This window comes from Flavobacterium sp. UBA4854 (assembly GCF_002399805.1).
Taxonomy (GTDB): Bacteria; Bacteroidota; Bacteroidia; order Flavobacteriales; family Flavobacteriaceae; genus Flavobacterium; species Flavobacterium ginsengisoli.
Window position 1 is genome coordinate 1,049 of the sequence record NZ_DHEI01000067.1, and the last position, 25,314, is coordinate 26,362.

A 25,314-nucleotide genomic window follows, 5' to 3' on the forward strand; every position below is an offset into this window, starting at 1 on the left:
CCTTCTTGAGAACCTTGAATTTCGTGCTCTTCAGAAGAAGATGTAAACAACTCAAATTTAATAGCAGATTCTTTTACATTTTTCTCTTTTAAAACATTAGAAACAGTATTAATCATTTCTTCTGGTCCGCAAAGGAAAAATTTATCAAATTGAAGTTCTTTGTGTTTGTTGTTTAAAACAAAATTAACAGCCGATTTTTCAATTCGACCAAATAAAGCATTTTCAGCTTTTGCTTGGCTGTATACATTATGCACAAAAAATCTTCCTACATATTGCAATTGCAAATCGTGAAGCTCTTGATGAAAGATTGTACTTTCAGGAGTTTTGTTTCCGTAAACCAATACAAATGAACTTTTTGGCTCATTCTTTAAAACTGATTTTATGATAGAAAGAACCGGAGTAATTCCGCTTCCTGCAGCAAATGCCGCATAGTTCTTTTGTCTTTCAGCATCTGGTTCAAAAGTAAATTTACCTTCTGGCTGGCCTACTTCAAGAACATCTCCTGCTTTTAATGTAGTATTGGCAAACTGAGAAAAAAGACCATTTTTTACTGCTTTTACAGCAATTCTTAATTCGCCGCTGTCTGGTGCAGAGCAAATAGAATATGCACGTCTAATTTCTTGGTTGTCAAGAGTTAATTTTAAATTTATATATTGACCCGCTATAAATTTATAGTCAGATTTTAGTTCTTCAGGAACATTAAAAAGAATAGAAACAGCATCTGCAGTTTCTCTTTTAACCTCTTTAATTATAAGTTTTAAGAATGAAGGCATGATAGAATTTTTATGCAAAAGTAGCAAACCACTATTAAAATTTTAGCACGAAATTATTTTTTTTAACTTTTTTTGTAACGTTTTCCTACATTTGGGCTCTTACTACAAAAATACTTAAACCATAAACCATGATTAAGAAGTTTATTTATCTCGAATGGAAGGCTTTTATTAGATCGGCATCTTTCGGTAAAAATCTGGCAATGAAAATTGTAATAGGTTTTTTGATGATCTATTTTTCTTTAATTTTTATTGGTATGGGAGTTGGAGCATTTTATATGCTTAAAGAAATGAAATTGGAACCATTGGTGACTTTAAACAAATTTCTGATTTATTATTTTCTAGCCGATTTAATGATTCGGTTGTTATTACAGTCAATTCCTGTTCTAAATATCAAACCTTTGCTGGTTCTCCCTTTAAAAAAAACGACCATTGTTCATTTTTCTTTAGGCAAAACGATTTTATCTTTTTTTAATTGGATACATGCCTTATTTTTTGTTCCATTTACTGTTGTTCTAATTTTAAACGGATATGATGTTGTTCAGATTATTTTTTGGCATTTGGGTGTAATGTCTATTATTTATATCAACAATTTCCTAAATATTATTTTGAGCAATATTGACAGATTATTTGCTCTTTTTCTATTATTGATTATAGTTTTAGGAAGTGCACAATATTATCAATTATTTGATATTACGCAGTTTACAACGCCATTTTTTCAAGGTTTTTATGAAATAGACGGATTGTTTTTGATTCCGATTCTAGTATTAATTACACTGCATTATTTTACTTTTAAATACTTTGAAAAGAATTTGTATCTCGATGCAGGACTTTCTGTAAAACAAGATGTTGCTTCTACAGAAAATCTTTCGTGGCTGAATCAGTTCGGGACTTTGGGAACTTTTCTTAAAAATGACATTAAACTCATCAAAAGAAATAAAAGATCCAAAACCACTATAGTAATGAGTGTTATCTTTTTATTCTACGGATTGATTTTTTTCGGAAACACGCACCAGCCGCCTGCTATGCAAATTTTTGCTGGAATTTTCGTTTCGGGCGGATTTCTATTTGTATTCGGACAATTTGTACCGAGTTGGGACAGTTCATACTATCAATTAATGATGACGCAGAATATTCCGTATAGAGGTTACATTACTGCAAAATGGTGGCTTGTTGTAATTGCAACTTTCATTTCAACAATACTTGCTTCTTTTTATCTTTTATATGGTTGGGAAACTTATCTAATTATTGTAGTTGGAGCAATTTATAATATAGGAGTCAATTCTCATTTAGTGCTTTTAGGTGGCGCTTTTACCAAAACGCCAATTGATTTAAGTAATGCTGGCGGTGCTTTTTCTGATAAGAAAGTGTTTAATGTTAATGCAATGCTATTGTCATTACCAAAAATATTTCTGCCATCGATATTATATTGGTTTGGTTTGCATTATGCAGATAAAACGGTTGCATTAGTCTTAGTTGCAGGAGTAGGAATCTTGGGTTTTATCTTTAAAGAAAAAGTGTTTTCATTAATAGAAAAGATATACAAAAGAGAAAAATATAGAACAATAAGTGCTTATAAACAAAAGAGTTAATTGATAATTTGCCATTAGAAAATAAACCTAACATTGCCATGATACAAGTACATCAGCTTTCAAAAACATATAACAAAACAACAGTTTTAAATATTAATAGTCTAGAAATTCCAAAAGGACAAAGTTTTGGGTTAGTAGGAAATAACGGAGCAGGAAAAACAACTTTCTTCAGTTTGCTTTTAGACTTAATCCAACCTTCAACGGGATATATAAAAAGTAATGATATTCAGGTGAATACAAGCGAAAATTGGAAATCTTTTACAGGATCTTTTTTAGATGAAAATTTTCTTATCGGATATTTAACTCCAGAAGAATATTTTTATTTTATCGGAGATTTACGCAATCAGAATAAGGCAGATATTGATGCTTTGCTGGCGAAGCACGAGGAATTTTTTAACGGAGAAATTTTAAAGAATAAAAAATATCTTCGTGATTTATCAAAAGGAAACCAAAAGAAAGTGGGAATAATTGCTACTCTTATTGGAAATCCAGAAGTTGTAATTTTAGACGAACCTTTTGCAAATTTAGATCCAACAACGGTGAGCCGACTAAAAAAAATAATCAAAGAATTAGCCGATGATCCAAACGTAACGGTTTTAGTTTCAAGCCATGATTTACAGCATACTGTCGAGGTTTGTAATCGTATTGTTGCTCTTAATAAGGGGGAGATTGTCAAAGATATTCAGACCTCAAAAGAGACCTTACAAGAACTAGAATTGTTTTTTGCTGTGTAAGAATTTCTATATTTCAAAAAGAAGCGTATTTTTACAAGTGAATATACTAAAACCAATTTTTAGTAGTTATCTGTTTTAAACTCTTTTCTATTGAAAAAGAATACTCTTAAATATAGTTTTACTCTCGTTTTTTTATTCTTTTTGATAGCTTGTTCTACCAAAAAAAATACTTTTTTGGCTCGAAGTTCTCATTCGATTGGGACAAAATATAACATTCTTTATAATGGAGGAATTGGTCTAGAAAAAGGTTTAAAGTCAATTCAGGCTAATAACGAAGATAATTTTTGGAAGATACTGCCAATTGAAAAAATGCAGTTTGATGAAAATTTTTCTGAAGGAGAAAAAACTAAAAATCCTGACTTTGAAAAGGCAGAAACCAAAGCTACAAAAGCCATTCAGAAACACTCCATGAATATTGGAGGAAGAGAAAGAAACTGGCAGATTGACGAAGCATATCTTATGCTAGGACAAGCAAGATATTACGACCAGCGTTTTATTCCAGCAATTGAGGCTTTCAATTATATTTTATACAAATATCCAGAAAGTAATAATATTTATACCGCAAAAATCTGGCGCGAAAAAACCAATATGCGTTTAGGAAACGATGCGATTGTTCTTAAGAATATTAAAATTTTACTTAAAAAAACAGATTTAGATAAACAGACCTATGCTGATGCCAACGCTCTTTTGGCAGAAGCTTTTATTAATCTGGAACAAAAAGACAGTGCTGTTTCTAGACTTAGAGTTGCAGAACAATTTACAAGAAAGAATGAAGAACGCGCAAGGTATCGTTTTATACTTGGTCAGATGTATCAAGCAGAAGGAAAACGTGACAGCGCCATTTATTTCTATGATGCTGTTATTGATTTAAACCGAAAAGCAGATCGTAAGTATATGATGCACGCTTACGCGAAAAAAGCACAAATGTTTGATTATGGGAAAGATAATGATACGATTTTCTTAAAAACATTTAATAAATTGGTGACTGATCGTGAAAATCGTCCTTATTATGATGTTCTTTTTTATGAAATGGGAGTTTATTATGACAAAAAGAAAGATCAGGAAAATGCATTATTCTTCTACAATAAATCTTTAGGCAGAAAATCTAAAGATCCCTATTTGATGGCTTCTGCTTACAGAAACATTGGAAACATGTATTTTAAAAACACAGATTATTCTATGGCAGCAAAGTATTATGATAGTACTTTGGTAAAACTGGATCCTAAAACCAGAGAATTTGCTTTTATAGAAAAAAACAGAAAAAATCTTGATGACGTAATTAAATACGAAGCTATCGCAAAACGCAACGATAGTATTATTAAGGTATACAATTTGCCACCAAGCGAAAAGAAAGATTATTTTGAAGGCTATATTGCAAAGCTTAAAAAGAAAGACGAAGAAAAAAGACTTTTAGAAGAAAAAGAAAAAGAACGATTAGCCAATATCGATCGAAATTCTCAATCGGGAATTCCAGGAAATGGAGCAGTAAACCCGCAATCTTTAGGTAAATCAATGGAACCAGAAGGAATCGTGCCGCCAGGAGGAAATGATAATGCAAGTACATTCTATTTTTATAACCCTACAACCGTAGCCTATGGAAAACTACAGTTTAAAAAAATGTGGGGTAACAGAACTATGGCTGGAAACTGGAGATTGGCAGGAATGAGAGCCATTAATAATGATGCGATGAATGATTCTATTGCAACTAAAGAAGTTGCTAACGCATTAAAAGATACCATTGTACCAGAAAAATATACTGTAGCCTATTATGTAAAACAGCTTCCAACTTCGCAAACAGCTATGGATAGCATTGGTAAAGAGCGAAACTTTTCATACTATCAATTGGGACTTATATATAAGGAGAAGTTTAAAGAATATAATTTGGCAAGCGATAAGCTAGAACAATTACTTCAAAATAACCCTGAAGAAAAATTGGTATTGCCATCAATGTATAATTTATACAAAATATATCAAATTACAAACCCAGCAAAAGCTGAAGCTATAAAAGCAGAGATATCTTCAAAATATCCAGATTCGAGATATGCTCATATTTTAAACAATAAAGAAGAAGATCCAAATTCTAGTCCAGACAAAGAATATCAAAAATGGTATAAACTTTTTGAGCAAGAACAGTTTAACGAAGTCTTGGCAAATATTGACAATCTAATTAACCAATATTCTGGAGATGATATTGTTTCAAAATACGAATTGCTAAAGGCTAACGCTCAAGGAAAAGTATATGGTTTAGAAGCTTATAAAAAAGGACTTGAGAATGTAGCCGATAATTATCCAAATAGTGAAGAAGGTAAAAATGCAAGAGAAATTCTAGAAAAACAGGTTCCTATTTTAGAGAAACTTAATTTTACAACAACAGACACTAAAAACTGGAAAATAGTGTATCGAGTTAATAATAACGATACAAAGGCGGTTAAAAGAATTGAAGAAGCAATTAGAGTATTTTTATTAGTTGAAAATTACGAAAGATTGACAACATCTTTGGATAAATACAATAAAACAGAAAGTTTTGTAGTTATTCATGGTTTAAAATCTGAGGCTTATGCAAATGATGTTGCTGGAGTTTTCAGAGATGATAAGAAATATAAAATCCCAGATCAAGCAATAATTATATCAAATGACAATTATAAAATTGTTCAAATTAAAAAAAATCTAGATACATATCTTAGCCCAAAAATCCCTTAAATCTTAACCGCCATGTTTGAAAAAGTAAAAAAAAACGGAACTGAACAATTAGGAAAAACAAATAGAATTGTTGAAGGAACATCAATAATAGGAGATATAGTCTCTAAAGCCGATTTTAGATTAGATGGTGAATTGATTGGAAATTTTACTTCGCAAGGCAAAATAGTGATTGGGGCAAAAGGAGTTGTTAAAGGAGAAATAATTTGTAACAATGCAGATATAGAAGGAGAGTTTCATGGAAAAATAAAAGTTCTAGAAACCCTTAATATTAAATCGACTGCTCAAATACATGGAGAAGTTGCAGTAGGAAAACTTTCGATAGAACCAGGTGCCGACTTTACAGCAACCTGCACAATGCTTGCACATTCAAACACAGTTATAATGTTAGAAGATGGAAAAGGAGCCGAACAATAATAGGAGAAATAAATGGTTGGCATTTATTAACATTCCCTTTCAAATGGGAGTAATCATTTTTGTATTCTCTTATTTCGGAACTTGGCTCGATGAGAAACATCCAAGCCCCAAAGTATATTATAACACCATTTTTGTATTAGCCGGTGTTGGAGTTGCATTGTATAATGTAATCCGACAAGTAAATGATATCAATAAAACAAAGTAGTTTGTAAATAAAAAAGCCTTGAGATAAAAGTTGCATCTTTGCACAAAAATTATTTCAAATGCTTTCAAAAAATTACAAACCGTTTTTTTATTTGTTTGGCCTTGCTTTAGGGACTTATATTATTCATAAAGCAATTTTTTTCTTTAGTGAAATTAGTACGAAGAACTTTCATTACAGTTTAGAATTACTGTATTTTTCTTTCTTCGCGATTTCGTCTTTATTATACCTTATATTATTAGTAGTAAAAAAGAAGAATTTTGAAATCGTCGGAATGACGTTTTTATTCGGAACCTTTACACAAATGTTATTAGCCTATTTAGTTTTGCAGCCAATCTTAAAAAACAAAACCGGGGAGAGCGATGTTGAAAAAATTAGTTTTTTTGTAACATTTGTGCTGTTTTTGTTATTTCAGACGCTTTTAACTGCCCGATTATTAAATGAAAAGCGTTAAAATAACAATTCTTTAAAACAAGGTTTAAAAATAATTTTTCATATCCTTTTGAATATTAATAAAAAATGTACCTTTGCACCAAATTTTAGAAACGTAAAAAAATAAGATTTTCCACGATATGGTGATTTCAAACAAACCACTCAGCTTTATTCTTGCAGCTTTTGTAGCTTCTCTACCTATTATGGGTTTTGCAAATCAAGAGAATGATTCGACGCATGTACAAACTGAAACTGCTCACGAAGAGAAAGTAGTTTCACATAATGCTCCCGAAGAAGGAGAGCACGTTGCTCTAGATCCAAAGGCAAAAGTTGATGCATTTATTGATCACCACTTACAAGATTCTCACGATTTTGTTTTCTTTCAAGACGAGAAAGAAAACAAACACTACGGTTTTCCATTACCAGTTATTTTAATTGATGGTGGTCTTAAAGTTTTTTCTTCTTCAAAATTCCACTTTGGAGAAACAGTTGCAGAAGTTGATGGAAACTTCTACAAATTAGTTCACGGTAAAATTTACAAAACAGATGCAGCCGGAACAATTACTTTTAATGAGCACGGTCATCCAGAAAATGAAAAGCCATTAGATTTTTCTATTACTAAAAATGTTGTTTCAATGCTTTTCGTATCAGTATTATTATTATTAATGTTTACTGGTTTAGCAAAATCATATAAAAAAGGACCAATCCCAACTGGATTTGGTAGAGTTTTAGAACCGCTTGTAATTTTCATTAGAGATGAGATTGCAGTTCCAAATATTGGAGAGAAAAAATACCGTAAATATATGGGTTACCTATTAACTGTATTTTTCTTTGTATGGATCTTGAATTTATTAGGAATGACTCCGCTAGGAATCAACGTAACAGGAAACATTGCTATTACAGTTTGTCTAGCAGCCTTTACATTTATCATTACTCAATTTAGTGCAAATAAAGATTATTGGGGTCACATCTTCTGGATGCCAGGAGTACCAGTTCCAATGAAAATTATCTTAGCTCCAATTGAGATTTTAGGAACATTAACAAAACCATTCGCATTATTAATTCGTTTGTACGCAAATATTACTGCAGGTCACGTAGTAATTATGAGTTTGATTGCAATGATTTTTGTTGGAAAAAATTTAGCAGCAGATTTGCCAATCTCACTAGGATTGACATTGTTTATCTCTGTTATTGAAATTTTAGTTGCGTTTTTGCAAGCGTTCATCTTTACAATGTTATCATCATTGTTTATCGGTATGGCAGTTCAAGATCATGATCATGCTCACCACCACGAAGATGAAACTGCGATTATTTAATTTTAGAAGTTTAATTTTATATATATAAATAGTTATGGGAACAATTCCAACTTTAGTAGGTGCTGGTTTAGTAGTAATCGGTGCAGGTTTAGGTTTAGGTAAAATCGGTGGATCTGCTATGGACGCTATTGCTCGTCAGCCAGAAGCTGCTGGTAAAATTCAAACTGCGATGATTATTATCGCGGCTTTATTAGAAGGTTTAGCATTCGCTGCTTTAATCTTAGGAAAATAATAAAGAGAGAAATAACAGCATCTTTAACGGTTGGTTAAAGATGTTGTTACTTTTAAAAAAGAAATTAAATATTTAATATAGTTATATAAAATGGATAAGTTAATTAACGATTTTTCATTCGGATTATTCTTCTGGCAAGCTTTAATCTTGGTAGTTTTGATTTTACTTTTAGTAAAATTTGCTTGGAGACCAATTATGGAATCTATTACTGCAAGAGAAGAAGGTATTAAAAATGCATTGCTTTCTGCTGAAAACGCAAAGAGAGAAATGGAAAATTTACAAGCTGACAATCAAAGAATTTTGAATGAAGCTCGTGCTGAACGTGACGCGATGTTGAAAGAAGCTCGCGAAATGAAAGAGAAAATGATTGCTGATTCTAAAAACGAAGCGCAAGAAGCTGGTCAAAAAATGATTGAACAAGCTAAAGCTGCTATCGAAAGTGAAAAAAATGCTGCAATGGCAGAATTGAAATCTCAAGTTTCTTCTCTATCATTAAGTATTGCTGAGAAATTATTGAAAGAAGAATTATCTAACAAAGAATCTCAAACTAAATTGGTTGAGAAAATGTTAGGTGACGTAAAGTTAAACTAAGATTATGGCAAGTACAAGAGCAGCAATTCGTTATGCAAAAGCAATTCTAGACTTAGCAAACTCTAAAGGTGTTGCCGAAGCTGTCAATAACGATATGAAATCAATTGCTAAGGTAATTGAGACTAATGAAGAGTTGAGTACATTTATTCAAAACCCAACAACAACAGTTGAAGTTAAAGAAGGTGCTCTTTTAGAAGTTTTTGCAGATGTAAATGGAGTGACAAAAGGATTGTTCCGTTTATTATTCGAAAACAAAAGATTTGAAATTCTACATGCAATAGCATTAGAGTACAATAAATTATTTGATGAAAGTAATGGTGTTGAAGTAGCGAAAGTTACAACAGCAATCCCAATGGACGCTGCTTTAGAAGCTAAAGTTTTAGCAAAAGTTGCAACTTTATCAGATAAAAAAATTACAATTGAAAATGTGGTAGATCCTTCAATTATTGGTGGATTTATTTTAAGAATAGGAGATAATCAGTACAACGCTTCAGTTGCTAACAGATTACAAGTATTAAAAAGAGAGTTAACCCAAAACTAAATCTAACCTATGAGGAATTTTTTAATTTTATTTGTTTTCTGTATATCATTTCTATCGTTTGGTCAAAAGATCAAAGAAGATGATAACAAAATTTTATTTGACGGTACTGCAATTGCTAAGGTCGATAAAGATAAAACAGGTACACAATTTACATACACATCATTAGATGGTTCGACAGGGATTGTTGCCAATTTGAAAACACATAAAATTGATGCTCAAAATTCTAAAAGCTGGTTAGTGGTTACGAATTTAGATGGGTCTAAAAAAACAGAGGTAAACTTTGAGTTATTGTCTTTTACATTAAATTATAAAAAAGCAATAGCAGAGCTTCTTGCTAAAAAGTATACAATTTTCACTGCAAAAGGTATTGAAAATCTTGATGCTTTTTTTGCTGAAGAACGCCCTAGTATTTCAGCAGAAATAGAAAAAGTAAAAGAGGCAGGCAAAGTTGATGCTAAACAATTAGCCACTTTGAATTACCAAATTCATACAGCTGAAAAATTGGTTTTTTCTGGTGAAGTTCCTGAAGATGCTTTTACATCAAAATATAGTGATGCAGAGCGTAAAGAGTTTATGTCTAAAGTGGTAGCAAAATATGTTGTTTCTTGGAAACAAGATTCATCTCCTTATCCAGTTTTGAATGTTGATATTTTGTCATTAAGTGGAAGATCTTTGGTTAAAGCTGTTGACAGAGGAGGAAAAATGGTAGTAGCTTTGACTGAGTCAAATAAAACATTTACTTATGCACCATCTTTCGAATATACAAGCAGAAGCAGCGCAGCTGATACTGAAAGATTAGTTAAAGAAGTTGTAGATAACTCGTATTTAAATGGTCAAAAATTTATGACCTTAAGTGAGGCTGAAGTACTTTTAAGTGCTCAAAATGCTGACAAGATGGCTAAATATGAGGAAGCTAAGAAAAATTCAGCTAATATTTTTGATAAAAAAGGATATGCTATTGATCCAAAAGGTGAAAAAACAGAAGGAAAAGTAACTATTGATTTTGAAAGAATCGCTGTTCCAAAATCTAGCAATGGTATGGTAGATTTAGATAGCGGCGGTGATGGGAAACTGGTAACGGTTTTTGGTCCAAATGAAAAAGGAAATTTAAGAACATTCAATTTCAAAGCAAAAGAAAACGTAATGTTTGGTGTCTATAATGATGACAATACAGAAACAAAATACAGAGCTCTTTTGGTAAAAATTGAAAATGTTGCGCCAAAAGATAATACAGCTCTTGATTTAGGAGCTTTAGCGGGAGTGTCTTTAGCTTCAGCATCTTGGAAGTATTTTAAAGAAGTACAAGTTACAGATAAGATGAGCATCTATCAAGATATACCATCAAACACTTATGTGATTAAAGTACCGAAGCAAGAAAAAGGATTTCAGATTTTAGTAAAAAAAGGTAAAGAAGATAAATTTTTAAGTAAGTTAAAAGAATATGTAGGAGATTCTGTTGCTAGTAGTGATTTGGAAAAAATTGACTACAGCAATTTGGAGGGCTTAAAAAATCTAGTTGATTTATATTCTAATTTTAAATAAAAGTAAAAGTAGGTAAAAATAATAATTATGGCGGAAATAAAACCTGCTGAAATTTCAGCAATATTAAGAAAGCAAGTAGAAGGTTTTGAATCTGGTGCTACGCTAGAAGAAGTAGGAACAGTACTTCAAGTTGGAGACGGTATTGCTCGTGTTTACGGGCTATCTAATGTACAATATGGAGAGTTAGTAGAATTTGATAACGGTATGGAAGGTATCGTATTGAATCTTGAAGAGGATAATGTTGGGGTTGTATTATTAGGACCATCAACTGGACTTAAGGAAGGATCTACTGCAAAAAGAACTCAACGTATTGCTTCTCTTAAAGTAGGTGAGCAAATGGTAGGGCGTGTAGTTAACACTCTTGGTTTTCCAATTGATGGAAAAGGACCAATCGGTGGAGACTTATATGAAATGCCTTTAGAAAGAAAAGCACCTGGAGTTATCTTCCGTCAGCCAGTAACTGAGCCATTACAAACAGGAGTAAAAGCGGTTGATGCTATGATCCCAGTTGGACGTGGACAGCGTGAGCTTGTAATCGGTGACCGTCAAACAGGTAAATCTACTGTTTGTATCGATACAATCTTAAATCAAAAAGAATTTTACGATGCAGGAAAACCTGTATTCTGTATATATGTTGCAATTGGACAAAAAGCTTCAACTGTAGCAGGAATCGCTAAAATGTTAGAAGAAAAAGGAGCAATGGCTTATACAGTTATCGTTGCTGCTAATGCTTCTGATCCAGCTCCAATGCAAGTTTACGCTCCATTCGCTGGTGCTGCAATTGGAGAATATTTTAGAGATTCTGGTCGTCCAGCTCTTATTGTTTATGATGATTTATCTAAACAAGCTGTTGCTTACCGTGAGGTTTCTCTTTTATTAAGAAGACCACCGGGACGTGAGGCTTACCCTGGAGACGTTTTCTACTTACACTCTCGTTTATTAGAGCGTGCTTGTAAAGTAATTGCTGATGATGGTATCGCTAAAAACATGAACGATTTACCAGATTCTATCAAATCTATCGTAAAAGGAGGTGGTTCATTAACTGCATTACCAATTATCGAAACTCAAGCTGGTGACGTTTCTGCATATATCCCAACAAACGTAATTTCTATTACAGATGGTCAGATTTTCCTTGATGGAGATTTGTTCAACTCTGGGGTTCGTCCAGCAATTAACGTAGGTATCTCTGTATCTCGTGTTGGAGGTAATGCTCAAATTAAATCAATGAAAAAAGTTTCTGGAACTTTAAAATTAGACCAAGCTCAATTCCGTGAATTAGAAGCTTTTGCTAAATTCGGTTCTGACTTAGATTCTGTTACTTTAAACGTAATCGAAAAAGGAAAAAGAAACGTTGAGATCTTGAAACAAGGTTTAAATGATCCTTATACAGTTGAAAACCAAGTAGCAATTATCTACGCTGGTTCTAAAAACTTATTAAGAAATGTTCCTGTTAATAAAGTAAAAGAATTCGAAGCAGATTTCTTAGCTTACTTAAACAGCAAACATAAAGATACACTTAATGCTTTGAAAGCTGGAAAATTAGATGACGCTATTACTGACGTTATCGAAAAAGCAGCAAAAGAAGTTTCAGCAAAATATAACTAATAAGATAATTGGTAAATTAGATAATTAGAAAATGTAATCATTATTCTAATTATCTAATTTCAAAATTGTCACATTTTCTAATTAATAGATGGCAAATTTAAAGGAAATCCGTAATAGAATTACTTCCGTTTCATCGACGATGCAAATTACATCGGCTATGAAAATGGTTTCTGCTGCAAAGCTGAAGAAAGCACAAGATGCAATCACTGCAATGCGTCCTTATGCCGAGAAATTAACGGAGTTATTGCAAGATCTTTCTGCTACACTAGAAGGTGAAATAGGAGGAGATTACACTACACAACGTGAAGTAAAAAAAGTATTGTTAGTTGCTGTAACTTCAAACAGAGGTTTATGTGGTGCTTTCAATTCAAATATTATTAAAGAGATTAAAAACCGTACAGAGTTTTATGCTGGAAAGCAAGTTGACGTTTTTGCCATTGGTAAAAAAGGTGGAGATGCTTTAGTTAAAACGCATAAAATTCACGGTCATCATAATGCAATTTTTGATCATTTGACATTTGAAAATGTTGCTGGAATTGCTGATAATTTAACTCAAAAGTTTTTAACTGGAGAATACGATAGAATTGAATTGGTTTACAATCAGTTCAAAAACGCTGCGACTCAGATTGTTCAAGTAGAACAGTTTTTACCGTTAGCACCTATTAATACTGATGCAGCTGCTACTTCTGGAGATTATATTTTTGAACCTGGAAAAGAAGAGATTGTATTGGCTTTAATTCCTAAGTCTTTAAAAACACAATTATACAAAGGTATCCGTGATTCATTTGCTTCTGAGCATGGAGCACGTATGACTGCGATGCATAAAGCAACAGATAATGCTACTGAATTGAGAAACCAATTAAAATTAACTTATAACAAAGCTCGTCAGGCTGCGATTACAAGTGAGATTTTAGAAATCGTTGGTGGAGCAGAAGCTTTAAATGGATAATTTATTCCATAATATATAAAAGAAAAGCCAGCTAACGCTGGCTTTTCTTTTTATTGGAAGTTTTATTCTTTTTTAAAAATAATTTTATAAAATGGTGATTCTCAAATTACAATTAAGTTGAGAATCACTACCATTTTATAAAAATAGACAGATAACTCTGCGTGCTTTGTCTTTCATGGGAACAAACTAGCTTTATTAATCCCAATGCTCTGTTTTTTTAAGGGTTACATTTCAGCAGAATCAATCCCTGTGCTTTGTCTTTTATGGGAACAAACAAGCTTTATTAGTCCCAGTGCTCTGTTTTTTTAGGGTTACTGCAGCTGAATCAATCCCTTATGCTTTGTCTTTTATGGGAACAAACAAGCTTTATCAGTCCCAGTGCTTCTTTTTTTATAAGGGTTGTATCTAGCTTTCTCATTCCCTTTGAAACAAATTTAAATAAAGACTGTAAAAAAAATGTTACATAATTTTTAATTAAATTTTATATATTTCACATGTTTTGATAAAAAACACATTATAATTATCTATATATAAAGGTTTTAAGTGTGAGTATGTTTTGTGTTTTTCTTTTTTTATTAAGTTTAATTTATTTTTCAAATATTAAACGTCTATTTCTTAGTTTTTATTTTAAGTACTTTTGAATTCTATTTCTTTTTTATACAATGACTTTACAAATACGAGAGCTTACTACCATTGAAGATATGGTCGCTCAGATAAATACGATTCGATTTTTGTATCCGAATATTTCGCTTGAAAAATACCAATTATTTCTCTTTGAAATGGTTCCGCATAATTATATACAGATTGCGGTATTTGAAAATGATACTTGTCTTGGACTTACTGGTTGTTGGTCTGCGACAAAACTTTGGACAGGAAAATATCTAGAAATCGACAATTTTGTTGTTAATCCTGAGTTTAGATCTAGAGGGATAGGAAAAATGTTAACCGATTATATAGAGAAGAAGGCAATAGAATTGAATTGCAGCAGTATAGTTTTGGATGCATTTACAGGAAATTTTGGAGCTCATCGATTTTATTATAATCAGGGTTATGCTCCGAAAGGATTTCATTTTGTCAAAATTTTAGATGAAAAGAAAATGACTGTCTAAAAACAATCATAAGTTTTCTTTATTGCATCAACAAAAGCACCATTAAACAAAAGAAATGGTTATTTTTGTCTTATAAACATTATTAGAATTATATTTTGGGATTATATAAAAATCTATTCAAGCAAACAGCAATTTACGGACTGGCGACAGTTTTACCAAGAATGCTAAGTTTTTTATTAGTGAGATTATATACAGGGATTTTGCCTACAGCTGAGTATGGTGAAGTTTCGATTGTATTGTCTTGGATGGTTTTCTTTAATGTGGTTCTTTCTTACGGAATGGAAACTGCATTTTTTAGGTTTTACAGTGCAGAAGATGATAAGAAAAATGTGATTGCTACTTCTACTATTTCTATTTTTTGGACCTCTATTCTATTTCTTTTTGCAGGCTTGATTTTTAGAAATACATTGGCAAATTTGGCCGAAGTCGATGTTCAGTATATTACTTATTCGGTATGGATTTTAGTTTTAGATGCTTTGGTTTTAATTCCGTTTTCTAAACTTAGAGCCAATCAGAGACCTATGGTTTATGCGGCAATCAAAATTGGAAATGTTGTTATAAACTTATTACTGAATATATTTTTCCTGATGTATCTTCCAAAATTGGCAGAAGCAAATCCGAACTCTATTTGGGATAATTTATATGTGCAAAATTTCCAAATTGCTTATATTTTCATAGCCAATCTTCTGGCAAGTTTGGCAACTTTTATTGTGCTTTCCCCAAATTACCTTTCGCTTGGACGAAAATTTGATCCTGCACTGTGGAAAAAAATGATGAAATATGGGCTTCCGATTTTGGTAGCAGGTTTGGCTTTTGCAGTAAATGAGCATTTTGATAAAATCCTATTAGGATATTTACTTCCTGAAAACCTTGCAAAATCTGAAGTTGGAGCTTATTCTGCTTGTTACAAATTAGGATTATTTATGGTTCTTTTTGCAACAGCTTTTAGATTAGGAATTGAGCCATTCTTTTTTAGTCATGCTAAAAATGAAAATGCACCACAGACTTACGCTGTTATAACCAAATATTTTGTGATTTTAGGATCATTGATTTTATTAGGTGTAATTGTTTTTGCAGATCTTTTAAAGTATTTATTATTAGATAATAAATCGTATTGGGAAGCGATGAAAGTTGTGCCTTTAATTATTTTGGCAAATTTCTTTTTGGGAATTTATAACAACTTGTCGGTTTGGTATAAACTGACTGATAAAACAAAAATTGGAGCTTATATTTCTATTGTAGGAGCAATTGTAACTTTGATTTTAAATTATCTTTTAATTCCAAAATATAGCTATTATGGCTCTGCAATTGCAACCATTTCGGCTTACGGAAGTATGATGCTTATTTCTTATGTTTTAGGAAATAAATATTATCCGATTCCTTATGATATGAACAAGATTGGTGCTTATTTAGGTGTTTCAATAGTATTTTCAGTAATCTCATTTTACGGATTTAGAGAAAAATATTATGTTGGAATTCCACTTCTTTTAATCTTTATGTATATGGTTTACCATTTTGAAAAAGATACTATAAAAGGAATATTAAAAAGAAAATAAGACGTTTTAAGAAAATTATATTCAAAAATGAAAATTCAAATTATCAATAAATCGCAACACGATTTACCAAATTACGAAACAATTGCATCTGCAGGAATGGATTTGCGTGCCAATATTATAGAACCAATTACGTTAAAACCTTTAGAAAGAACTATTGTAAAAACAGGACTTTTTATAGAATTGCCAATTGGTTACGAAGCGCAGGTAAGGCCTAGAAGCGGTCTGGCAGCAAAAAAAGGGGTAACCGTTTTAAATTCGCCAGGAACTATTGATGCAGATTACAGAGGAGAAATAGGAGTAATTTTAGTAAATTTATCTAATGACGATTTTGTAATCGAAAATGGAGAACGAATTGCGCAGTTGATTATTGCAAAACACGAAAGAGCTGAATGGATTGAAGTTGAAACACTTACTGAAACATCAAGAGGTGAAGGAGGCTTTGGAAGCACTGGAGTGAAATAATAAAAAGAAAGACCAAACCCAATGAAGATTTTTTAATCTTCCCATAAAATCAAATAAAAAATGAAGATAATTGTGCCAATGGCAGGCCGCGGATCAAGATTGAGGCCTCATACATTGACGGTTCCAAAACCGTTAATTCCAGTTGCGGGAAAATCGATCGTACACCGTTTAGTTGAAGATATTGCCAAAATATTAAAAGAACCAATTGAAGAAGTTGCTTTTATCTTAGGAGATGAAGCTTTTTTTGGAGAAGATGTTGTAACAAGTTTAGAAGATTTAGCTAAAGGATTAGGAGCTAAAGCTTCAATCTATCGCCAAGATCAGCCTCTAGGAACCGGACATGCTATTATGTGTGCTAAAGAATCTCTTTCTGGACCAGCGGTAATTGCTTATGCAGACACTTTAATTAGAGCAGATTTTGAATTAGATCCAGAAGCAGATGCTGTAATCTGGGTGAAACAAGTAGAACAGCCTGAAGCTTTTGGTGTTGTAAAACTAAACCAGAATAATGAAATTATAGAGTTGGTTGAAAAACCGAAAGAATTTGTTAGCGATTTAGCCGTTATCGGAATTTATTATTTTAAAGAAGTTGGAATTTTAAGAAACGAACTTCAAAATGTTTTAGATAATAATATTCAGAATGGTGGAGAATACCAGATTAATGATGGTATTAAAGCGATGATGGCAAACGGAAAAGTCTTCAAAACAGGAAGTGTAGACGAATGGATGGATTGCGGTAACAAAGATGTTACAGTTGAAACTAATACAAGAATGTTAGGTTTCCTTCATAATGATGGAGAGCATTTAGTAGATTATGGTGTGACGCTAGAAAATTCAACTATTATTCCTCCATGTTATATTGGCGAAAATGTAGTTTTGAAGAATGCTACAATTGGTCCAAATGTTTCTCTTGGAAAAGGATGTCACGTAACAGACAGCACAATTAAAGACAGTTTGATACAAACATATTCTCAAATTAAAAATGCTAATCTTGATAATGCAATGATCGGAAACCATGTGAGTTACGATGGTAAATTTACAAGTATTAGTATTGGAGATTATGCTGTTTTAGAATAAAATAAATTAGCAAAGTTTCGTTTTGTTTAAAATGTAATTTTTAGAAATGATTAAAAAAGGAGTTTTTACAATATTGTTTTTTGCTTTATTCAGCACATCATTTTCGGTTTTTGCACAGACAGAACCCGAAGATATTGCTATGGCAACAGACGAATATCAGGACTCATTTTATGAATCATTAAAACAAAAAGGAATTGAAAATTATGATAAAGCTATTGTATCATTGGAAAAATGTATAAAACTTAAACCCAATGATGCAGTTGCTTATTTTGAATTAGGAAAAAACTATTTGTCGCTTAAACAATATCAGAATGCACAAGATGCTTTTGAAAAAGCAACACAGCTTGATCCTAAAAACAAATGGTTTTGGCTTGGAATTTATGATGTAAGTTACGAAACCAAAAACTATCCTTTAGCAATTGAAATTATTCAAAAAATTATTGTTTTTGACGAAGAATATAAAGACGATTTGATTTCGTTATATATGATTACCAATCAATATGACAAGGCATTGACGGCGATAAATGAAATGAATGATAAGTTCGGAAAATCTGCCGAACGTGAAATTTATAAAACACAGATTTTATCTCAAGGAAAATATCAAAATGCTGAAATTGACAATCTTTTGGAACAGATTAAAAAAAATCCGAAAGAAGAATCAAATTATGTAAATCTGATTTTTTTGTATTCGAAAAATAATGAAAATGAAAAATCGCTAGAAGTAGCAAAACAATTGGCAAAAGAACTTCCGAATTCTGAATGGGGTCAAGTGAGTTCATTTAAAGGATATTTGGATGCCAATCAAGCAGATAAAGCTATAAAATCGATGAATATGATTTTAGCAAGCTCAAAAATCGATTCAAAAATCAAACATAGAACTTTGAATGAATTTTTGATTTATGTAAATAAAAACCCACAGTATTCTGCCGATTTAGAAAAAGCCATTTCTTATTTTGACAACGATAAAGATGTTGATGTTGCCAAAGAAATTGGAAAGTTTTATCATAGTAAAGGACAATTTGAGAACGCCATTAAATATTATGAAAAAGATTTAAAGAGTCATTCAGATACTGACCTTGAGACCAATATGTTATTATTGGAGGCATATTCTCAAGTTAAGCAGTATGAACCAATGACCAAAAGGGCTATGATGCTGATTGAAGTTTACCCAAGTCAACCACAGTTTTATTACTATGCAGGTTTAGGAAGCAATCAGTTGAAACAGTTTAAAAATGCAAAAACCGTCTTAGAAATGGGTCTTGATTATGTGGTTGATGACGTAAAATTAGAATCAAATTTTAATATTCAGTTAGGAGAGGCATATAATGGATTGGGAGATGCAAAGAAAAAAGAGGAATACTTTTTGAAAGCAAATGAAGTATTAAAGAAGAAAAAATAAAAGAGAATTCAAATGAAAAAATATATATCAATACTAGCATTATCTATTGCTGTAATTTCTTGTAAAACGAAAGCAGTAGCAGTGAAAGGAAATACAAGCCAGACAATTGCGCCAAAAGAAGACAAAAAAGTAATCGAAAAACATTACGACAACAAGTTAGATTTTTCTACTTTATACATAAAAGCGAGCGCAAGATATGCTGATGAAAAACAAAGCCAAAATGTTACGGCAGAAATCAGAATTGAAAAAGACAAACAGATTCTAATAAGCGTTCGTTTCTTAGGAATTACAATGGCAAAAGCTTTGATAACACCTTCGGCAGTAAGTTATTATGAAAAAATTAATAGTACTTATTATGAAGGAGATTTTACAAGTTTGAGCAAATGGCTTGGAACAGATTTAGATTATACCAAAGTTCAAAATCTATTGATTGGAGAAGCTTTTGATGATTTAAGAAAAGGAAAATATACGCAAACTATTGTAGAAAATCTATTCAGATTAGATGAAGATAAAGATGCCAACATAAAGAAAACCTTTTTCTTAGATGGAGAAAAATATTTAATTCAGAAAGAAGAGATTTCTCAACCATCAGAAAACAGAACATTGCAAATTGCCTATTCAGAAGCTAAAAATTTTGATCAGGGAACATTGCCTACGAGTATAGAAATCAATGCAGTTCAGCCAAAAGGCAAGACAAGTATTAACTTGAATTACAACAATATTTCATTTAATGAAGAACTTTCTTTTCCGTATAGTGTACCAAGCGGTTATAAAAAAGTTACAATTAAGTAAATTTGCAAAAATAAAAAGATAAACATGCCAAAATTTCTCCTAAGTCTAGTTTTAGTTTGTGCCACTACATTTGTATGGGCGCAAGATTCTCAGCAAGAAAAACTGGAGCAGCGTAAAGCTCAAATTCAGCAGGAAATCAGAGATAACGAAAAGATGCTTCAGTCTGTTCGAAAACAAGAGAAATCTGCTGTGAATGAATATTTAATTCAGGCGAACAAAATTAAGCTAAAAGAGAAATTAATTAATACTACGGCAAAACAAGAAAAACTGATTAGTAATGACATGTATATTAATCAGGTTCAGGTAAATAAACTTAAAAAAGAACTAAAAGTTCTAAAGGAAGATTATGCAGAAATGATTTTAAAATCATACAAAAGCCGATCTGAGCAAAGCCGTGCGATGTTTATTTTATCATCTGAAAGTTTCTTGCAAGCTTACAAAAGGGCACAATATTTAAAACAATATACTACTTTTAGAAAAAATCAAGGTCTTGAAATTCAGTCAAAAACAGCTCAGTTAGTTGATTTTAACGCAAAACTTGATGGACAAAGACAGGTAAAAAAGAAGATTATAGCCGAGAATCAAAAAGAAAAAATTACGCTTGAAGTAGAGAAAAAAGAACAGCAAAAATTAGTTAATGCCCTTAAAAAAGATAAAAATAAAATTGCTGCTGATATTCGATCAAAACAAAATGAATCTAAGCGTATTGATAAACAAATTGACCGTTTAATTCGTGAAGCTATTGCGGAAGCAAACAGAAAAGCAGCTGCAGAAAGAGCAAAAGCAAATCCAGGTTCGACCGAAACAAAAACGGCACCAGTTTCTTCTTCTAAAATTGTCATGACTCCTGAAGATAAAGTTCTGGCAGCAGATTTTAAAGCAAACAGAGGAAGATTGCCTTGGCCTGTAGAGAAAGGATTTATTTCTCTTGGCTATGGAGATCAGCCACACCCACTGCACCCTTCAATTACAGTTCATAATTCTGGAGTTGAGATTACAACAGAAGACGGTGCAAACGCGAGAGCAGTATTTGCGGGAGAAGTTTCTAAGGTTATCGTTTTATCGCCAGTGAATAAAGCAGTTGTAATTCAGCACGGAGACTTTTTCACGGTATATCAAAATTTAAGTTCAGTTTCTGTTAGTCAGGGAGATAAAGTGACGATTAAACAAAATATTGGAAAAGTTAGAACAAGTGGTGATACAGGAAAAACAATCATCAAATTCTTGATTCTACAAAACACATCAAATAATAATCCAGAAGGATGGCTGCAAAGCAGATAAACTTATTCTAGATTTAAACCTAAAAAAAATCCTTTCTATCGCTAAAGATAGAAAGGATTTTTTGTTTTTAATTACTTACGTTATCAGGATTTTGAACTAGAGCAGGATTAGAATCTAAATCATATCGTGGAATTTTGAATAAGAAATTTTTGGAAGGAACAAATTGCAAAGGATTGTTTACATACATGTTAATTCCGTTATCATTTCCATATTTAACATGATCGGCAACGTTTTTTCCAATTCGATTGGTTCTTAATTCGTCAAAAAATAATAACCCTTCTCCAACAAATTCCCATCCTCTTTCTTTGTAAATGGCATCAGCAAATTGTTCTTTACTTAAACCTGGAGTTAGATCTGGAAGCTTAGCTCTATTTCGCACTCTATTTACGTATGCATAAGCTGCAGCAGGACCGTTAATTTCATTTTCTGCTTCAGCATAATCTAGCAATACATCGGCATAACGAATGGCATAAGAATTTGCTTGAGGTTTTTTTAGTGTGGCCGAACTTTCGGTTCGGTCATAAAATTTCAGATTTCCTGGCGAAGCTGTTTTCCATCCTTTAGATCCAGGAAAGAAACCTTTGTCGGCTGGAACAAATTCGATGGTTTGTAAAATATGACTTGGATTTCCTTTTTCAGTAACATTTGCCTTCGTTAAAAAACTGCCTTCTTTTCTAGCATCATTATCACTATATGAAAGATAATGCTGTATTGAAGGACCAAATCGATGATACATATAGCAACCCAATGTTGTTTCGGTTATGTTTACGCCAAACATTACGTGGTTGTTGTTGTATTCATTTTCGACACCTCCAAACTGTAATTCAAACACAGATTCAATTCCGTTTTTGTTGTTAATGTTCCACCAAAACCATAGATCTTTAAAGTCGGCCTGTAAATCATATTGACCCGATTGAATAACTTTTGCAGTGTAATCTTTAGACTTTTGGAAAAAAGTTCTGTCTCCAGTCATACTGCCTCGGGTTAGGTATAAATCTCCAAGCAAAGCTTGTGCAGCTCCTTTTGAAGCTCTCCAAATATTATCGCTTGGATAATTAGATTTTAGAGGCAAATTTTCTTCGGCATATTCTAGATCAGAAATAATATAGGCATAAGTTTCCTCCGTTGTTTTTCGTGGAATTGCAAGGTTTTTTAATCCTTCTGTAAAAGTTTCAGGAATCGGAACACCTCCGTACATGCGTACTAGATTGTAGTATGTTGCGGCTCTTATAAAACGAGCTTCTGCAAAATATCGCTTTTTTAGAGTTTCATCCATTTCAATATCTGCACCTCTGCCAATAACTAAATTTGCTCTATTGATAATGTTGTAGGCATCGTCCCAATTTGTAATTACCATTTTATCAGCATTGTTCATATCTGACCAAACATTCCAGAGTTGTGCATCATCTTTAGCGTACGCGGGAGAACCAAATTCAGTTAAGACTTCCAAGTACATGATATATTTGTAATAACCATTAAATCCATTTTGATAGCCATCATAAACACCAACCAATGCAGTATTCAATTCGTCAGCATTTTTATAATAATTGCTTGGAGACAGGAAAGTATAAGGTTCTTCTGCTAAATCAGTGCACTGTGAAAAAAATAGTATTGCACAACCTGAAAAGATATATTTTAGAATTTTCATGAGTATTGATTTTTAGAATTAAAATTTAGCAGTAAATCCAATAAGCATTGTTTTTACGTATGGAGATGTTACATTTCCGCTTTCAGGATTATATCCTCTGTGATTTGCAATATTGATAAAGTTTTGCGCATTCACATACACGTTTAATTGTTTTACCCAATCAGCGTTTTTGATTACTTTAGATAAATTGTAGGCTAGTTTTATATTTTTAACTACAAAATAATTCCAGTCACCATTTGTTCTATTTGATAGATATACATCTTTTGCACCAGCTCTAGGGAAATTTCCAGAAGGGTTTTCTGGGCTCCACATTCTGTCATAAGCATACTGAGTAGGAATATAATTTCTGTTCTGAATTTGATTTTCTCCATAAATCATATAGTTGTTATCTTCATCAGAAGCCAGACCTGTTGCACCTTGTCCGTAAATATCTAATGTCAGGTTTTTATAACTTAGATTAGTTGATATCCCGTAAAAGAAATCGGGTGAAGTTGTTCCGATATTTACATAATCATCATTGTTGATGATTTTATCGTTGTTTTTGTCCACATACATTTCTTCTCCAAGTTGCGCAGTAGGACGTATTTGCTGATAAGCTGTTAATTGTTCCTGAGTTTTAATAATACCGGCAGATTCTCTCGCCCAAACACTATTTACAGGCTGTCCTACAATTAGATATTTAGCAATTCCCGCAGAAGAACTTCCAACATTTATGCGGCTTACATCTCCATAAAGGCTCACAATTTCATTTTTGTTTTTAGAAATATTACCGCCGATCTCCCATTTAAAATCAGAATCTATTACTTTTACTCTTGCAGTGACTTCGATACCAACGTTTTTGACTTCGCCAATATTCTGAAGCATACTAGAATAACCAGAAGTTGTAGGAATAGGAACGTTGTATAAAAGATCTGAGGTTTGTCTCTGATAAAAATCTAAATTCAAATCAAATCTTTTCCATAAACTTAAATCGATACCGGCATTGTACTGAATGTTACGCTCCCATTTTAGATCTGGATTTCCAATTGTCTCTACAAATCCTAAAATTGGATTATTTTCGTAAACATAATTTGCTTTAACAAGTTTAGAAAGAGATTGATAATTGCCAATTTCTTGATTACCGGTAACACCATAACTCGCTCTAAGCTTTAAAGCAGAAATGACATTACTATTTTTAAGAAAGTTTTCTTTATCAACATTCCAGCCCAATCCCAAAGAAGGGAAAAATCCCCATTTATTGTTGGTTCCAAAGCGAGATGATCCGTCATAACGTCCTGTTAATGTTATAAGATATTTTTCATTATAAGCATATGAAGTCCTTGCCGTCCAAGAAATTAATTTGCTCGAATATTTGTTAGAAGAATTGGTTATACTTCCTCTATCGGCGTACGTAATATCATTTGCTCCTGTAGCATCATTTTGAAAACCAGATCCTTTAACACCCAAATCTTCATAAACATATTCTTGCCATGAATAAACTGCTGTTGCAGTAAGACTGTGTTTATCTTTCCAGATGTTAGAATAGCTTAAAATATTATCAGTAAGTTGAGAACTTTGTCTTCTATAATATTGTCCACCAGTTCCTGTGCTTCCAGACCCAATTCCAGCTGTAGATTTAGAAGTGTAGTATTCATATTGTTTTTCATTAGAAATATCGACACCATAATTGGTTTTAAAGGTTAAATTTTTTGCAAGTTTAAAATGCGCATACACATCTCCAAGAATACGATCTGTAGAAATTTCGTTTGTCATTTCTGATGCCTCCGAAACAGGATTCCAAGTTCCTTCAAAATAAGAACTTACGGCAGGATCTTCTGTAGCATAATACCAGCTTCCATCTGGATTTTTTACAGGTATGGTTGGCCATCCGTATCGAAAGATATCTCCAGTTGGATTATCTCGAATATCTCTCTGCGAGCGGCCAACCTGTAAATGTGTTCCAACGGTAAGCCAAGGTTTGTATTCGTGATTTAAATTAGTTCTGACAGTCAATTTTTTAAAGCCAGAAGCTTCTACAATTCCATCTTGCGAAAAAATGTTTCCAGAAAGAAGGTAAGTTGTATTTTCTTTTCCACCGCTAAAAGACAAAGAATAGTTTTGCATAAGCGCCATATTCTGAATTATTTCATCTTGCCAATCTGTATTGATGTTTGGGGCAGGATTTGTAGCAGAATAAACCGGCTTTCCTGTAGAATACGTATAGGCGTTGTTTATAAAACTGATAAAACTATCTCTATTTAAAGTTTTAGGCAGTCGAGTAGGAGTGGAGATTCCTTGTGTACCAACAATTTCTAAATTGTTTTGTCCTTGTTTTCCTCTTTTTGTTGTAATAAGGATAACACCATTTGCACCTCTTGATCCGTAAATAGC

Annotated in this window: 23 protein-coding genes; 20 read left to right on the forward strand and 3 right to left on the reverse strand. The window is 32.3% G+C overall.

Annotated elements, in window-relative coordinates:
• A partial coding sequence (locus tag B3J44_RS09430) for an FAD-binding oxidoreductase (protein WP_286968031.1) occupies positions 1–773 on the reverse strand: 773 nt, incomplete at its 3' end.
• A 128-nt stretch (positions 774–901) separates the two neighbouring features.
• Here B3J44_RS09430 and B3J44_RS09435 point away from each other — a divergent pair.
• The 20 genes from B3J44_RS09435 (at position 902) to B3J44_RS09530 (ending at position 21,296) form a co-directional block, all read left to right on the forward strand.
• Entirely contained in the window at positions 902–2,362 is a 1,461-nt protein-coding gene (locus B3J44_RS09435; protein ID WP_286968033.1) for a DUF5687 family protein, read from the forward strand.
• A gap of 38 nt (positions 2,363–2,400) precedes the next feature.
• Positions 2,401–3,096, forward strand: a complete 696-nt coding sequence (locus tag B3J44_RS09440) for an ABC transporter ATP-binding protein (protein ID WP_278019983.1) — start codon at positions 2,401–2,403, stop codon at positions 3,094–3,096.
• A gap of 90 nt (positions 3,097–3,186) precedes the next feature.
• Positions 3,187–5,796 carry a tetratricopeptide repeat protein gene (locus B3J44_RS09445; protein ID WP_286968035.1) on the forward strand — a complete coding sequence of 870 codons (2,610 nt, stop codon included), beginning with the start codon at positions 3,187–3,189 and terminating at the stop codon, positions 5,794–5,796.
• Between the two features lie 12 nt (positions 5,797–5,808).
• Positions 5,809–6,210 carry a bactofilin family protein gene (locus tag B3J44_RS09450; RefSeq protein WP_286968037.1) on the forward strand — a complete coding sequence of 134 codons (402 nt, stop codon included), beginning with the start codon at positions 5,809–5,811 and terminating at the stop codon, positions 6,208–6,210.
• Complete coding sequence (locus tag B3J44_RS09455; protein WP_095930601.1) at positions 6,188–6,415, forward strand: AtpZ/AtpI family protein; 228 nt, start codon at positions 6,188–6,190, stop codon at positions 6,413–6,415. The genes B3J44_RS09450 and B3J44_RS09455 overlap by 23 nt, the downstream gene beginning before the upstream one ends.
• 58 nt (positions 6,416–6,473) lie before the next feature.
• Positions 6,474–6,866, forward strand: a complete 393-nt coding sequence (locus tag B3J44_RS09460) for a hypothetical protein (protein ID WP_286968039.1) — start codon at positions 6,474–6,476, stop codon at positions 6,864–6,866.
• Between the two features lie 118 nt (positions 6,867–6,984).
• Positions 6,985–8,160: a F0F1 ATP synthase subunit A gene (gene atpB, locus B3J44_RS09465; protein ID WP_198855034.1), complete on the forward strand. Its 1,176-nt coding sequence runs from the start codon at positions 6,985–6,987 to the stop codon at positions 8,158–8,160.
• A 34-nt stretch (positions 8,161–8,194) separates the two neighbouring features.
• Positions 8,195–8,392, forward strand: coding sequence for an ATP synthase F0 subunit C (gene atpE / locus B3J44_RS09470; RefSeq protein WP_008465835.1), 198 nt, complete (start codon positions 8,195–8,197; stop codon positions 8,390–8,392).
• Positions 8,393–8,482: 90 nt separating this feature from the next.
• Positions 8,483–8,983, forward strand: a complete 501-nt coding sequence (locus B3J44_RS09475; protein WP_198855033.1) for a F0F1 ATP synthase subunit B — start codon at positions 8,483–8,485, stop codon at positions 8,981–8,983.
• A gap of 4 nt (positions 8,984–8,987) precedes the next feature.
• Positions 8,988–9,524, forward strand: coding sequence for an ATP synthase F1 subunit delta (gene atpH, locus B3J44_RS09480; protein ID WP_286968049.1), 537 nt, complete (start codon positions 8,988–8,990; stop codon positions 9,522–9,524).
• Between the two features lie 9 nt (positions 9,525–9,533).
• On the forward strand, positions 9,534–11,066 hold the full coding sequence (locus tag B3J44_RS09485) for a hypothetical protein (RefSeq protein WP_198855031.1): 1,533 nt from the start codon (positions 9,534–9,536) through the stop codon (positions 11,064–11,066).
• A gap of 27 nt (positions 11,067–11,093) precedes the next feature.
• Positions 11,094–12,671: a F0F1 ATP synthase subunit alpha gene (gene atpA / locus B3J44_RS09490; protein WP_111368389.1), complete on the forward strand. Its 1,578-nt coding sequence runs from the start codon at positions 11,094–11,096 to the stop codon at positions 12,669–12,671.
• An 88-nt stretch (positions 12,672–12,759) separates the two neighbouring features.
• Entirely contained in the window at positions 12,760–13,620 is an 861-nt protein-coding gene (gene atpG, locus B3J44_RS09495) for an ATP synthase F1 subunit gamma (RefSeq protein ID WP_286968053.1), read from the forward strand.
• A gap of 662 nt (positions 13,621–14,282) precedes the next feature.
• On the forward strand, positions 14,283–14,729 hold the full coding sequence (locus B3J44_RS09500) for a GNAT family N-acetyltransferase (RefSeq protein ID WP_286968055.1): 447 nt from the start codon (positions 14,283–14,285) through the stop codon (positions 14,727–14,729).
• A 95-nt stretch (positions 14,730–14,824) separates the two neighbouring features.
• Positions 14,825–16,285, forward strand: a complete 1,461-nt coding sequence (locus tag B3J44_RS09505; protein WP_286968057.1) for a lipopolysaccharide biosynthesis protein — start codon at positions 14,825–14,827, stop codon at positions 16,283–16,285.
• Between the two features lie 27 nt (positions 16,286–16,312).
• A complete protein-coding gene (dut, locus tag B3J44_RS09510) occupies positions 16,313–16,747 on the forward strand; it encodes a dUTP diphosphatase (RefSeq protein WP_198855027.1) in 435 nt (144 codons plus the stop codon).
• Between the two features lie 60 nt (positions 16,748–16,807).
• Positions 16,808–17,824 (forward strand): sugar phosphate nucleotidyltransferase, encoded by a 1,017-nt coding sequence (locus tag B3J44_RS09515; RefSeq protein ID WP_286968060.1) that lies wholly within the window; start codon positions 16,808–16,810, stop codon positions 17,822–17,824.
• Positions 17,825–17,870: 46 nt separating this feature from the next.
• Positions 17,871–19,223: a tetratricopeptide repeat protein gene (locus B3J44_RS09520; protein ID WP_286968061.1), complete on the forward strand. Its 1,353-nt coding sequence runs from the start codon at positions 17,871–17,873 to the stop codon at positions 19,221–19,223.
• Positions 19,224–19,235: 12 nt separating this feature from the next.
• Positions 19,236–20,015: a DUF4292 domain-containing protein gene (locus B3J44_RS09525; protein WP_286968063.1), complete on the forward strand. Its 780-nt coding sequence runs from the start codon at positions 19,236–19,238 to the stop codon at positions 20,013–20,015.
• A gap of 24 nt (positions 20,016–20,039) precedes the next feature.
• Positions 20,040–21,296, forward strand: a complete 1,257-nt coding sequence (locus B3J44_RS09530) for a murein hydrolase activator EnvC family protein (protein WP_198855023.1) — start codon at positions 20,040–20,042, stop codon at positions 21,294–21,296.
• Positions 21,297–21,363: 67 nt separating this feature from the next.
• Here the strand turns inward: B3J44_RS09530 and B3J44_RS09535 are convergent, their stop codons facing one another.
• Complete coding sequence (locus B3J44_RS09535) at positions 21,364–22,944, reverse strand: RagB/SusD family nutrient uptake outer membrane protein (RefSeq protein WP_286968066.1); 1,581 nt, start codon at positions 22,942–22,944, stop codon at positions 21,364–21,366.
• A gap of 18 nt (positions 22,945–22,962) precedes the next feature.
• Positions 22,963–25,314 (reverse strand): SusC/RagA family TonB-linked outer membrane protein (locus B3J44_RS09540; RefSeq protein ID WP_286968068.1); only part of this gene is annotated, 2,352 nt, incomplete at its 5' end.